Origin of the sequence: Pseudarthrobacter defluvii, from assembly GCF_030323865.1 — a bacterium.
In the GTDB taxonomy this organism is placed as follows: Bacteria; Actinomycetota; Actinomycetes; order Actinomycetales; family Micrococcaceae; genus Arthrobacter; species Arthrobacter sedimenti.
Window position 1 is genome coordinate 2979128 of record NZ_CP066362.1, and the last position, 13016, is coordinate 2992143.

Annotated in this window: 15 protein-coding genes; 6 read left to right on the forward strand and 9 right to left on the reverse strand. The window is 65.7% G+C overall.

The window, feature by feature from the left end; genetic code table 11:
• Positions 1-3: 3 nt before the first annotated feature.
• From JCQ34_RS13780 to asd, 6 genes are all read left to right on the forward strand, one after another.
• The gene (locus JCQ34_RS13780; protein ID WP_141159734.1) at positions 4-222 is read left to right on the forward strand and encodes an NF038396 family protein; all 219 of its coding nucleotides are present in this window, start codon (positions 4-6) and stop codon (positions 220-222) included.
• Positions 223-341: 119 nt separating this feature from the next.
• A complete protein-coding gene (locus tag JCQ34_RS13785) occupies positions 342-1313 on the forward strand; it encodes a hypothetical protein (RefSeq protein ID WP_286398269.1) in 972 nt (323 codons plus the stop codon).
• 23 nt (positions 1314-1336) lie between these two features.
• Positions 1337-1981: a hypothetical protein gene (locus JCQ34_RS13790; RefSeq protein WP_286398271.1), complete on the forward strand. Its 645-nt coding sequence runs from the start codon at positions 1337-1339 to the stop codon at positions 1979-1981.
• A 2-nt stretch (positions 1982-1983) separates the two neighbouring features.
• Positions 1984-2400 carry a hypothetical protein gene (locus tag JCQ34_RS13795; RefSeq protein ID WP_286398273.1) on the forward strand — a complete coding sequence of 139 codons (417 nt, stop codon included), beginning with the start codon at positions 1984-1986 and terminating at the stop codon, positions 2398-2400.
• 53 nt (positions 2401-2453) lie between these two features.
• Entirely contained in the window at positions 2454-2864 is a 411-nt protein-coding gene (locus JCQ34_RS13800; RefSeq protein ID WP_286398274.1) for a hypothetical protein, read from the forward strand.
• Between the two features lie 114 nt (positions 2865-2978).
• On the forward strand, positions 2979-4109 hold the full coding sequence (gene asd, locus JCQ34_RS13805; RefSeq protein WP_286398277.1) for an aspartate-semialdehyde dehydrogenase: 1131 nt from the start codon (positions 2979-2981) through the stop codon (positions 4107-4109).
• A gap of 569 nt (positions 4110-4678) precedes the next feature.
• Here asd and JCQ34_RS13810 read toward each other — a convergent pair.
• From JCQ34_RS13810 to JCQ34_RS13850, 9 genes are all read right to left on the reverse strand, one after another.
• Positions 4679-5746, reverse strand: a complete 1068-nt coding sequence (locus JCQ34_RS13810; RefSeq protein ID WP_286398279.1) for a UDP-N-acetylmuramate dehydrogenase — start codon at positions 5744-5746, stop codon at positions 4679-4681.
• 22 nt (positions 5747-5768) lie between these two features.
• Positions 5769-7043 carry an MFS transporter gene (locus tag JCQ34_RS13815; RefSeq protein ID WP_286398281.1) on the reverse strand — a complete coding sequence of 425 codons (1275 nt, stop codon included), beginning with the start codon at positions 7041-7043 and terminating at the stop codon, positions 5769-5771.
• A gap of 26 nt (positions 7044-7069) precedes the next feature.
• The gene (locus tag JCQ34_RS13820; protein WP_236820196.1) at positions 7070-7507 is read right to left on the reverse strand and encodes a MaoC family dehydratase; all 438 of its coding nucleotides are present in this window, start codon (positions 7505-7507) and stop codon (positions 7070-7072) included.
• Between the two features lie 2 nt (positions 7508-7509).
• Positions 7510-7971, reverse strand: a complete 462-nt coding sequence (locus tag JCQ34_RS13825) for an FAS1-like dehydratase domain-containing protein (RefSeq protein ID WP_286398285.1) — start codon at positions 7969-7971, stop codon at positions 7510-7512.
• A 64-nt stretch (positions 7972-8035) separates the two neighbouring features.
• Entirely contained in the window at positions 8036-8260 is a 225-nt protein-coding gene (locus tag JCQ34_RS13830) for a DUF3188 domain-containing protein (protein WP_286398287.1), read from the reverse strand.
• Between the two features lie 43 nt (positions 8261-8303).
• Positions 8304-9245: a DUF2797 domain-containing protein gene (locus JCQ34_RS13835; protein ID WP_286398289.1), complete on the reverse strand. Its 942-nt coding sequence runs from the start codon at positions 9243-9245 to the stop codon at positions 8304-8306.
• Positions 9246-9272: 27 nt separating this feature from the next.
• The gene (locus JCQ34_RS13840) at positions 9273-10136 is read right to left on the reverse strand and encodes an HpcH/HpaI aldolase/citrate lyase family protein (protein ID WP_286398291.1); all 864 of its coding nucleotides are present in this window, start codon (positions 10134-10136) and stop codon (positions 9273-9275) included.
• 167 nt (positions 10137-10303) lie between these two features.
• Entirely contained in the window at positions 10304-11245 is a 942-nt protein-coding gene (locus tag JCQ34_RS13845) for an aldo/keto reductase (RefSeq protein ID WP_286398293.1), read from the reverse strand.
• Complete coding sequence (locus JCQ34_RS13850; protein WP_286398295.1) at positions 11245-12960, reverse strand: glycoside hydrolase family 13 protein; 1716 nt, start codon at positions 12958-12960, stop codon at positions 11245-11247. Before JCQ34_RS13850 ends, JCQ34_RS13845 begins: the two co-directional genes overlap by 1 nt.
• Positions 12961-13016: the final 56 nt, after the last annotated feature.

Consider the following 13016-nt stretch of genomic DNA (forward strand, 5'->3'; position numbering starts at 1 on the left):
AACATGCTGAAGAAACCGGAAACCCTGTTCGTCCTGGGCTACATGCTGCTGCCCCTGCTGGCGCTGCTGTCCGCGATCGTGGGGCTGACCATGATCCTGGGCGGCAACAAGATCGCCGGCGCCATCGTGCTCGTAGTGGTCACGCAGGTCTTCACCTTCGGCGCGTTCTTCGCGCTGCGCGCCCGGAAGGCAGCCGTGCTGGAGCAGTCCGACCAAGGCTAGCTGCGGCCGGTGTGTAGGTTGCATGGGGAGGCCACCCCATCGCGGCTGGCTGTGTCCTGGCCTAGGCTGGGGCACGCAGCACTCTGGGGGCTGTTGAATGAATATTGGGGGGAATCCTGGTGGCAGGAACTTTGTGGGGCGCCGACGTCGAGCAACTGCGGGCCCTCGCGCAGCAGTTCAACAAGACGGCGGATCTGCTGCAGCAGCAGTCGACGCAGCTGAGCAGCCAGATCAACAACAATCCGGCCTGGAAGGGCGCAGATGCCCAGCGGTTCCGCTCTGACTGGAACGCCAGCCACCGCACCCTTCTCCAGCAGACCGTCTCGCGGCTGAAGCAGGAATCAAAGGTGTTGCTCAAGAACGCAGATGAGCAGGAGAAGGCCAGTACCACGGGCTCGGGCGCCGGTTCGCCCGCCGGCAACAACGGTCCGCTCCCGCCAAGCCCGGGGCAGGGCAGCAACGATCCCTGGGGCCCGGACTGGCTCGCTGATCCGGATTCGCCGTTCCGGGACGGCTGGGACATTTATGGTTTGACCAAAGCCCTGCCGAACCTGCGTGCAGGGTTGTTCGATCTTCCCCATTTCATCAGCAAGGCAGACAACCTCGGCGAGTTCCTCTTCTCCAGGGACTTCCGGAGCGTGGCGAAGGCGTTCCAGGACTCGAACATCCTGAGCCAGTATTTCAACACCTCTTCTGAGCTGTTCGACGGCAGGTGGGACACGGCCTTGAACCTTGCCGAGGGCGGCAAGGCGGCCAAGTTCTTCGAGTTCGGCGGTAAAGCCTTGGGCGGAATAGGGGCTGGCCTCGATGCCCTCGACGCTATAAACAACTTCGCCAATGGAAACCCCGACGACAACGGCCAAGCCTGGTATTCGGTGGTCAAGGCAGGCCTGGGCGCGGCCGGCTTCATCCCACCACCAGTTGGGACCGTTGCCATGGTTGCATCCGGAGCGTTGGCCATCTATGACAACGTGCCGATAGTTAAGGAAACCGTCAATGCCATTGGGGGGTCCATAGCTGACGGCGCCAAGGAAGTCTGGGAAGGCGCTGGGGACGCCGCCGAAAAAGTCGGCGACTTCTTTGGATTCTGAGCCCAAAACGAGAGGTATCGACGATGACTGAGATAACGACGGAAGCCGCCACCATCCCCGATGCAATCGGATACGGCTTTGCCGAGATGGTTACTCTCGCAAGCCTTGAGGGTGGGGAAGCCGCGGTCCTCAGCGCTGAAGCACTGAGGGTGGACGGCTATCTGGACAACACGGACATGGTGAGCGCAGGCGCGTCGTCTCTGGTGGCCCGAGGCCTGGCCAAAGCCGAAAACGACGGGCTCCTTTCCGTATCAGGTCCCACTGCCGCCGTGGCTGCCCTGCTCTCCTCCGCCATCCGTCGCATTGAGATCTCGCTGCTGACGGCCGAAGGGGGCGACAGCGTAGTCTTCATGGAAAATGATGACATCCATCTGCTGTTTCAGCCCCGAGCCTACTTCACGTGGTGGGCAATGGCTCAGCGACCGGACGTTACCGCACCCGAGGCCAACCTCATGGTTATCAAGCAGCACCTGGACAGCAACCCCGGGGGCGGCGCCACTCTTCGCCGCCGCGAGGATCCCACCGGACAGACCCTTTACGTGAAGAAGGGTGGACACGGAACATGGACAACCGGCACGGCCGACTCCCGGCAAGAGAACATTGCTGAAACCAAGGACGTCAATGAGGCTTTCCTTCTTGACCAGATCCGCGCCATCCGTCAGGACTGACTGTGACCTTCGACCGAGACCGTGAACGCCGCAACGACGAAGTGTATTCCGAACACAAGGCAGCGCTGGCACGGGGCGAGAAGCGCGTTCTGCGCAGGACAAATACGGGTGAACTGCACAGCTATCCCGGGGACGAGATCGGTTTTTCTCCGGGCCGTGGCCAGGCACAGGTCCGGAGCTGGTGGGGCATGGGTATTGTGTCCGCCTTTCTGGGGCTCATGTTCGTTGGCTCCATGGTGCTGTTCCTCGCCTCGTTCAGGCAGGGCACGAGCCCCGAGTGGGGCGCGCTGTTCGCAATCGGCCTGTGTGGCTTCGGGGCTTGGTTCACCTTTGGCTTGGCAAGGGACGAGTACCGAGCCAAGAAGCTGCGCAAGGAACGAAATGCACCGGAACCTGGAGCAGGACATGTCAACCAGTGATTCTCCGCACAGGCTCCGACCGCCTGCGGCTTCCCGATGAAGCGCGGAAATTGATGGACAACTCCGTTTCTGGACCGACAGGGCCGCGCTGCCGAAACGGTTACTACCGGCAGCAGGTGGAGGTGGAAGCCGAGAGGCAGGGGCTGACGCCCGAGGAATATGGGGTCTACAAGGGCTCAACCGGCAGCGCCATCAGGCCCATCAATTCAGCTGGCGGCCTACTGTTTCTTGCTATTTTGATCTCAGTGTTTTCGGCTGTTGTCTCTGGAGCGGCCATCATTCTGCTCACTGGCGAAGGGGTCACCAACTGGGTGCAATTCGTCGTCGGCTGCGCCATTGTCATCGTCCTGGTGCCCACCTCATGGGCTTACTACTTCAAGGAGCGCAAGGCTGCACGCCTCCGGAAGGCGGCCGGGAAGACCCTTGAACCTCCTACCCGCCGCTCAAGCCGGCCGGACTGGTAACGGCAGCTGACAGCGCAAACCCGCCTAACGCCGTCGTACTTTATGACCGAACCCCGGCGCGGGGCGTGACGTAACCGACTGCGCCCTGCCGGATGCGAAGTCTAAACTGGACCAATGACTACAGCAGCTACCCCTTCCGTCGGCCTGGTCGGATGGCGCGGCATGGTCGGTTCCGTCCTGATGCAGCGCATGCAGGACGAGGGCGACTTCGCCAACATCAACCCGGTGTTCTTCTCCACCTCCAACGCGGGAGGTGCCGCGCCGTCCTTCGCTGACGGCGCCGGCAAGCTCGAGAGCGCGTTCGACCTCGACACCCTGGCAAAGCTGCCCATTATCGTCACCGCGCAGGGCGGCGACTACACCAAGCAGGTCCATGGCGAACTGCGCAGCCGCGGCTGGGACGGCCTCTGGATCGACGCCGCCTCCACCCTGCGCATGAACGATGACTCGATCATCGTGCTGGACCCCATCAACCGGGACGTCATCGACAAAGGCCTGGTTAACGGCACCAAGGACTTCATCGGCGGCAACTGCACCGTCTCCTGCATGCTCATGGGCCTCGGCGGCCTGTTCAAGAACAACCTGGTCGAGTGGGGAACCTCCATGACCTACCAGGCTGCCTCCGGCGGCGGCGCCCGACACATGCGTGAGCTCCTCAGCCAGTTCGGCACGCTCAACGCCGAGGTCAGCACGGAACTGGATGACCCGGCATCGGCCATCCTGGACATCGACCGCAAGGTCCTGGCACACCAGCGCACCGACATCGACGCCACCCAGTTCGGCGTCCCCTTGGCCGGCTCCCTGATCCCCTGGATTGACGCGGACCTGGGCAACGGGCAGTCCAAGGAAGAGTGGAAGGCCGGGGTTGAGACCAACAAGATCCTGGGCACCTCCGAGGAAAGCCGCGTGATCATGGACGGCCTCTGCGTCCGGATCGGTGCCATGCGCTCCCACTCCCAGGCCCTGACCCTGAAGCTCCGCGATGACCTGTCCATCGCCGAGATCGAGAAGCTGCTGGACGAGGACAACCAGTGGGCCAAAGTGGTTCCCAACAACAAGGAATCCTCCATGGCCGAGCTGACCCCGGTGGCTGCCTCCGGCACCCTGGACATTCCGGTGGGCCGCATCCGCAAGATGGAGATGGGCCCGCAGTACATCAGCGCGTTCACCGTTGGTGACCAACTCCTCTGGGGCGCTGCCGAGCCACTGCGCCGCATGCTCAACATCGCCACCGGCAACCTGTAGCAGTTACAGCCGAATAAGGGGCCCGGCCTGCACAAAGCATGCTTGTGCGGGCCGGGCCTCTTTGTGGCAACTTATTGGTGACGGGCGGCGGTGCTGGCCGGCGGTGCTGCATTCGGCGAGGTCTGGGCGCTGGCACCCTGGCGGACAGTAACCATTGGCAACCCGCTGTTCTTCACTGCCCCCATATGGGAATCAAGTACGGCAGTGCCCGTATGGTAAATGTCCTGGCCTACGCTCGCTCCGACCTCGTGGTAAACCAATACCAGCCATGTGTTGCTTGCTTTGGCGGTATTGATCCAGCGCTGAACCGTGGCGGTGGTGGTGCTGGAATCGACGTTCTGGACGAGGATGTTGTACGGGTTGAACCCGGGTTGGGCATTGAAACCGTCATCGGTGTTGCGCTGGGTGGCGTAGTGCTTGTGGACGGCCGCAGTGGTGGTCGGGTTGTATCGCCAAGTCGTTGGGACGCGAGCCTCAGCCGCCCCACCACCCTGCGGTCGCGGAGAACACCCTGTGCAGCCATGCGCCCATCCTAGGCCCGCTGACGGCGGTGGGAACACGCTGAGTGGTTAGAGCTCCAGGCCGATCAGCAGCGGCTCCGGATGGAGCGAAATGGCAAAGCGGCGTTCGACGCCGGCCCGCACCTCCCGCGCAACGGCCACCATGTCAGCGGCGCTGGCGGAGCCGCGGTTGGTAATGGCCAGGGTGTGCTTGGTGGACAGCGAGGCGCGGCCACCGGCCACGCCTTCCTGACCCAAACCAAAGCCCTTGCCGAACCCTGCCTGGTCGATCAGCCAAGCTGCCGACAGTTTCACCAGCCCGTCCTGCCCGGCGGGGTAGCGGGGCGCCGTCTCAGGGAGCGTGTCCGCAACCTCAGCCGGAACGATGGGGTTGGTAAAGAACGAGCCGGTGGAGTAGGTGTCCCTGTCCGCGGAGTCCCACACCATGCCCTTGGAGCCCCGCAGCCGGAGCACTTCACGGCGGACATCGTTGGCGTAGGCACGCTTGCCTACCTCCACGCCGAGGGCGCGGGCCAGTTCGGCGTAGCGGATGGGGGCGCTCATCCGCCCCAGCGGCAGCTGGAATTCCACAGTGAGGACCACGTACCGGGGCGAGCCGTTGACGGTGGTCTGCTTGAGGATGGAGTCCCGGTAGCCGAACTTCAGCTCCGAGTTGGTGAAGGTCTGCACGGCATTCCGCTGCCGGTCCCAGGTGCGGACGGCGGCGATGGTCTGGGAAACTTCCGCACCGTAGGCGCCCACGTTCTGGACGGGAGTGGCGCCGGTTGAGCCTGGGATGCCGGAGAGCGCTTCGATGCCGGACCAGGCATGACGGACGGCGTGCTCCACCAACTTGTCCCAGTTATGGCCGGCCTGCACCACCACGGCCACTCCCCCGCAGGAATCCTCCGCGTTGACCGTGAACCCCTCGGAAGCGATCTTGATGACGGTGCCGGGGAACCCGTCGTCGGACACCAGGAGGTTGGATCCGCCGCTGATGATCAGGACCTGTTCACCGGCCGCGTCCGCGGAACGGACGGCCTCGATGATCTCCGCCTCGGTCCGCGCCTCGATGAACGTTCCGGCGGGGCCGCCGACGGCGGACGTGGTCAGGGAGGAAAGCAGGGTGGGAGTCACCCGTCAACAATACTAGGGAAACCTATGCGGCCTTCCGGGCCACCGGCGACAGCACGAAGCTCACGGCCAGCATCACCATCACGGCCAGGAGTGAGTGCAGGATGCCCACGTGTTCGGCGAGCAGGCCAAGCAGCGGCGGCCCGCACAGGAATGCGCCGTACCCGATGGTGGACACCACCGATACCCGGGCCGCGGCCTTGGCGGGGTCGTCGGCCGCAGCGGACATGCCCACCGGGAAGCCCAGGGAGGCGCCCAGGCCCCATGCCGCCAGCCCAACGTACGCGAGCCACGGCACCGGGGCGAAGACAAACACGGCCAGGCCCAGGACGGCGGCGGCAGCGCACCAGCGCATGACCGGTACCCGTCCGAACCGGTCCAGCAGCGGCGTTCCGGCGAACCGCCCGATGGTCATGAACGTGACAAAGAGGCCATACCCGGCAGCACCTGCGGCGTCGCTTTGCCCGTGGCCGTCCGCCAGGGCCAGGGCCACCCAGTCCCCCGCGGCACCCTCCGCCAGGGCGAGCCCCAGCACCAGGATGCCCAGCAGCAGGGTCCGCCGCTCCCGCCAGGCCTGGGCGATCCTTCGCTTGTTGTCCAGCGGCGCCTCCGCCGCGCCCACGGCAGGGATCACGGGAACGGGCCCTGTGGTGGGGTCCTCGAAGTTGTCCGGGGAGTAGCTGCGCTCCCCCGGCACCGGGATGGCATCGGCACGGAACCAGGACGCCGCCGTCGCCACCGAAACAGCAACCACCGCCCCTGCTGCTGCCAGGTGCCAGAACACGGGCAGGGACACGGCCGCAGCAAGGGCACCCAGTCCGGCACCGGCCACGGTTCCAAGGCTGAACGCGCCGTGGAGCCGGGGCATGATGTGCCGGCCAACGGCCCGTTCCACCGCCGCGCCCTCCACATTGGAGGCAGTGTTCCAACTCCCGGTGCCCAGGCCGATGATGGCCAGACCTATGGCTGTTGCTACGGGGTTTGCCAGCACAGTCGTGCCAAAACCCGTGGTCAGCAGCCCGGCACCCACCATGATGCTGCCGGTGCGGATGGTCCGCTTGGAGCCCAGCCGCAGCACGATCAGTCCTGACATGGAAACGGACGCGAACGAACCCAGCGTCATGCACAGCAGGATGACGCCCACGTTGCCCGGGGTAAGATCCAGCGCGTCCCGGATGGCCGGCAACCGGGAGACCCAGGAGGCAAAGGCAAGTCCGCTGGCGCCGTAGGCAACGACGACGGCGTTGCGCCAGGCAGTGACCTGGGCAGCCGAGGCGGTGGTTCCTGCAGGAGTGGTCAAGGGGTGCAGCTCGTCGTCAGGAACACTCAGGACAGCTTGACGAGTGCCTGGGCCTTCATCAGGACCTTCTGCCCGGCGGAAACCACCGTGAGGTCGATGCGCGCCGTGTTGGCTTCGGCGTCGAGCTTTCCAATAATGCCGCTGACTTCAATGCTGGCTCCAGGCTGGTCCGTGCCGGTGGTGTCGGTGACCAGGACGGGCTTGGTGAAGCGGGTCTGGAAATCGACAACGGCGGCGGGGTCGCCTGCCCAGTCGGTCACCAATTGGACGGCTGAGCCCATGGTGAACATGCCGTGGGCGATCACGCCGGGCAGTTCCACGCTGGTGGCGAAGGCTTCGTTCCAGTGGATGGGGTTAAAGTCTCCGGAAGCGCCGGCATACTTCACCAGGTCTGTCCGGGTCACCTCGATGGTGCGGCTGCCGATCTCCTGGCCGGGGCTGAGTTCATGGATGCTGAGGCTCATGGCTACTGTCCCTCTCCGCGGACCAGGATGGATGACGTGGTGGTGGTGACGGGTTCCCGGGAGTCGCCGGTGCCCAAGGCGAAGATCTCCGAACGGGTGGTGATCATGGCACCGCCGCCCATGGCCCGGACGCCGTCCACGTGCAGTTCCGCCACGAGGCGGTCGCCGGCAACGATGGGCCGGTGGTGGATGAAGCGCTGGTCGGCGTGGACCACGCGGGAGAAGTCGATGCCCGCTTCCGGATCCTGGATGAGCTGGGCGTCGGCGCGCTGGGCGATGATGATGGCGAAGGTGGGGGGCGCCACCAGGTCACTGTGGCCCAGGGCCCTGGCGGCCTCGATGTCGAAGTGTGCAGGGTGGGTGGCCTTCACGGCGCGGGCGAATTCGCGGATTTTCTCGCGGCCAACGTCATACACCTCTGCGGCAGGGTAGCTTCGGCCCTGCAGATCCGGATTGATAGTCATGGATTCCAGCCTATCGCCCGCTTGTTGGCGGGGAGAAAAGGCCCGCCGCGGTTGCTGTCTCCCGCTACCGGCGGAGGTTCCTGCGGATGGCCTGGCCGCGGACCACGAGGCCGACGACGTGCAGGACCAGGCCGAGTCCGATCAGCGGCAGGGAGGCCATGGCCAGTCCCTGGTTGCCGCTGGTGTTGCCGATGAGGGTGAGGATGATGCCGACGGCGATGAGGCCCATCGCGCTGAAAACCAGGACTTTGTAGCGGGTTGGCGCGGTGGCCCAGAATTCGTTCAGCACGATCCAAGTCTACCGGCCGCGGCCGGCTTGGCCCCTGGCAGGGTCAGAACAGGGCTTCCTGCACGGCGGGGACGTCGGAGGCGAAGTCGCCCAGGACAATCGTCCGGGCGGCCAGTTGGGACAGGTTGACCACGAAATCGGTATCCGAGCCGTCCAGCCGGGCCAGGGCGTTCGCGCCGCTCATCGCGGCAATGCCGAACCCGTGCCGACCCGCCTCGAGGGCGTGCGGGTACGCGTGGCGGGGCTTGTTGCCGTAAAGGGCATTCCCGTACAGGGCGTCAGCATGGGCCGGTCTGGCCCACTGCTCCTCCACAGTTTCAAAACCGTCGACAGCGGTGCGCGCCAGGAGCCCGCGAACGTTAGCGGCGGCGCAGGCATTGACGGTGTCCAACGCCGTGGCCAGGCGCGGCTGCAGCAGCGCGTCCGCCTTGGCCGCCGAGCGCACCTGCTGCGTCAGCCCGACGTCGGCAGTCACCAGGTCCTCAAGGATCCGCACCACCCGGCCGTCCTGAGCCCGGGCAACATAACGGGCCACCGCGGCCCCCTGCTCCGCGAGCCGGTTCCACTTCCGCGGGCCGGACGCCGTTCCCACCTTGGTGGCGCCGCCGGCGAAGGTCGCCACATAGAGCCAGTGTTCCTGCATCAGGTAGTCCCGCAGGCCGGGAGTGGTGCGGCCGCCGCGATGGAAGTCATGCATCAGCCGCGACTCGTCCAGCACGAAGCACCGCTCGCACTGCTTTCCCCGGATGGCGGGAGCCCCGGAGGCACAGAGGACGTGGCTACGCGAGCCGGCCTGCTGCATCTGTACATGCCCCAGGCAGAACCTGCCTGGCTCCACCACCTCGAAGCCGAGCCGTTGGCCCCGGCTGAGGGCGATCTCCCGGAACTCCCCCTCCGGTGACTGGAGGCGCAGAACCGGGCGTCCGCCGTCGTCCGGCCGCCCATCCCAAAAGACCCCGTGGACCAGATAGCGTGTATCGGTCAACGGGGTCTCCTGACGTGGTGGGTGGCGCTACAGCGCCGGCTGCACCCCAAAGGCTACCGCGAGCTTCATGATCTTCTCGGCGCGGCCCAGGCGCGGCAGGTCGGAGCCGTCACGGATGACGCGGCCGTTGGCCTCGAAGTCGTTCATGAAGTCCGTGGCCCAGGCGACGTCGGACGGCGTGGGGCTGATGACCTCGTTGATCACCGGGGTCTGGTCGATGGCCAGGCAGAGCTTGCCGGTCATGCCCATCATCACGGTGATGCCGGTCTGCTCGCGCAGGATGGGGTGGTTGGTGCCCACCGTGGGGCCGTCGATGGGGCCCGGCAGGTTGCCAACGCGGCTGGCGACCACTAGCTTGGCGCGGGGATAGGCCATGGCTTCAGGGGTGGCGGCCATGCCGGTGTCGCGGCGGAAGTCGCCGGAGCCGAAGGCCAGGCGGAACGCGCCCTGGGCCTTGGCGATGTGGTTGGCTTCCTCGATGCCGAGGGCGGATTCCACCAGTGGGATGACGGGGGTCTTGCCGTCCATGCGGTGGAAGCTTTCGGTGACCTGGTCCGCGGATTCGGTCTTGGCGAGCATGACGCCCAGCAGGCCGGGGGTGCCGCGAAGGCCGGCAAGGTCATCGGCCCAGAAGGGGCTGGTGGCGTCGTTGATCCGGACCCAGGCCTTGCCGCCGGCGGTCAGCCAGTTGATGACGTTGTCCCGGGCCTGGTCTTTCTGGGACGGGTCCACGGCGTCTTCAATATCCAGGATGATCGAGTCGGCGCGGGACACGGCCGACTGGTCGAAGAGTTCCGGCTTCATCGCATTGACCAGCAGCCAAGAGCGGGCGATCTCTGCGGGGATATTGCGTTCCGGCCTAACAGTTTCGGCGGCGATGGTAGACGTCATGCTTTCTACAGTATCCGGCCCGGAAGCGGCACGGCGAAGAAAACGGCCAGCTTGTGAGGTTCAATACGAACTAAACGCGATGTGACTGGCTTGGTGGGGAAACCAGCTGGCAGTTGTTGCCGTTTTGGAGCTTCAAAACGACAACTACTGCCAGTCAGTTGGGAGGGTCAGGGGATGTTGCTGCCCCGCGCGGTGACCCAGAGTTTGTACCAGTCTGGGCGGGTGAGGGCACCGGCCACGCGGGCGGCATCGCCGCAGGCCCGGATCCGGTCCGGGTTCACCGTGCCGATCACCGGCGCGATCCCGGCCGGATGCTTCATCAGCCACCCCAGGAGGACGGCCTCGCCGGAGGTGCCATACTCCCCGGCCAGCTGGGCCACGAGTTCGGCGGTGGCTGCCTCCGCAGACGTGGGGCTCTCCTGCTCGGCGCCGGTGAAAACGCCCTTGGCCAGCGAGCCGTAGGCCTGCAAAGTGATGTTGTTGCGGGTGCAGTACTCCACGGTGCCGTGGGGGAAGCTGTAGTCCAGGTGTTCCGGGTGGTTGACCAGGACCTGGCTTTCCAGCCACGCCCGCTTGAGCAGGCTCATCTCCAGCTGGTTGGCCACGACGGGCGTCTCCAGCTTGTCCTGCAGCACCTCGATTTGCGCCGCGGACATGTTGGACACGCCCAGTTGCCGGACCTTCCCTTCGGCCATGAGCTGACCGACGGCGGATGCCACCTCCGCAGGGTCCGCCAAGGGGTCCGGGCGGTGCAGCAGGAGGACGTCCACGTAGTCGGTCCGGAGCCGTTGAAGGCTGCCGTTGACCCGCTCCAGGATGGCGTCCCGGCTCAGGTCGTAGTGGGTCTGCAGGCCGCGTTCGTTCAGCCGGATGCCACATTTGGTCTGCAGCCGGATCCGCTCCCGCAGGCCGGGCGTGCCGGCCAGCACCTCGCCGAACACCGCCTCGGACTTGCCGCTGCGGTAAATATCCGCGTGGTCGAACAGCGTGATGCCGGCATCCAGGGCTGCCTGGACGGCAGCAGCAGCCTGGTCCACATGGTGCGTGCCATGCGGCTCATCAGACCAGCTGCCGCCCAGGCCCATGCAGCCGTAAATGACTTCCTGCATCAGTCCCGCAGCCAGGCGGTGGTGTTGGCCGGCAGCTTGCCGTCCTCCAGCGGAGCGCTGCTGACCAGCACCTGGCCCGCGGGAAGGTCCACGGTGGTGGTGCCGAAGTTGGTCACGGAGTGCCAGCCGTTGGGGCGCTTGAAGTGCAGGACGTCCGCGTTGCCGTTTTCAACCCATTCGAGGTCCTCGTCCGTCAGCAGTTCCCGGCGGAGCTTCAGGGCTTTGCGGTAGAGCTCCAGCGTGGAACCGTCGGTGCCGTCCTGGGCCTCGACGGCGTACTTGCTGAACCAATCCGGCTGCGGCAGGTGGGAGCCGCCGTCGCCAAAGCCGAAGGAGGTGCCTTCCACCTTCCAGGGCAGCGGCACGCGGCAGCCGTCGCGGCCGATCTCCACGCCCTTGTTGCGGAAGAAGGACGGGTCCTGCCGCTCCGATTCCGGAATCTCGGCCACTTCCTGCAGCCCCAGTTCCTCACCCTGGTACAGGTAGGCGGATCCGGGCACGGCAAGCATCAGCAGGGTGGCTGCGCGGGCACGGCGTTCGCCGAGTGCAACGTCCAGCTGGTCCTTGGGGCCGCCGGCGAGGAGCCAGTCCTTGCCGTCCTGGCCCTTGGCGCCGGCCTTTTCCTTGGCCACCTGGGGCAGGCCGTAGCGGGTGGCGTGCCGCACCACGTCGTGGTTGGAGAACACCCAGGTGGAGGAGGCGCCGGTGGCAGCTGCCTCGGCAAGGTTGCGGGTGATGATCTCCTTGTATTCGGCGGCATCGAAGTCGGCCTGCAGCAGGTCGAAGTTGAAGGCCTGGCCCAGTCCCTGGGGGCTGGCGTAGCGGGCGCGGCGGGTGGCGTGCACCCAGGCCTCGGCCACGGCAGTGCGGGGCGGGTTGTACTCGTTGAACACCTCGCGCCATTCGGCGTAGATCTCGTGCACTTCGTCGCGGTCCCAGAAAGGGTGCGTGCCGTCATCGAAGCCGTCCACGCCGGTGTTGGCGGCGCTCAGTTCCAGCTTGGACAGCAGCGGTTCGGTGAGGTCCTTGGTGAGGGCGTGTGCCACGTCCACGCGGAAACCGTCAACGCCCCGGTCGGACCAGAAGCGGAGGGTCTTGAGGAAGTCGTCGCGGATTTCGCGGTTGGACCAGTTCAGGTCCGGCTGCTCCTTCGCGAAGATGTGCATGTACCACTGGCCGGGGGTGCCGTCCGGTTCGGTGATGCGCTCCCATGCCGGCCCCCCGAAGACGGAGTCCCAGTCCGACGGCGGGAACTCGCCGTTGGGGCCTTTGCCGTCCCGGAAGATGTAGCGGTCGCGGGCGGCGGAGCCCTTCGGCGAGGCCAGCGCTTCCTGGAACCACTGGTGCCGGTCCGAGGAGTGGTTGGGGACGATGTCGGCAATCAGCTTGATGCCGGCGCCGTGCAGGGTCTTGGCCATCTCGTCGAAGTCGGCCAACGTGCCCAGCTTGGGGTCGACGTCGCGGTAGTCGTCAACGTCATAACCGCCGTCGGCGAGCGCTGACGGGTAGAACGGGCTCAGCCAGACGGCGTCGATTCCCAGCGACTTCAGGTACGGGACCTTGGCGGTGATGCCCTTGAGGTCGCCGATGCCATCGCCGTTGGAGTCGGCGAAACTGCGGGGGTAGATCTGGTAGACGGAGGCCTGGCGCCACCAGTTGGGGTCGGCCAGACGGTCAGAGTCGGACAGGGTTGCCAGCGTGGCAGTGGTGGACAAGGACTAACCCTCTTCTTCAGTGCGGTTATATTTATATTGAGCCTAAATTTACTTCC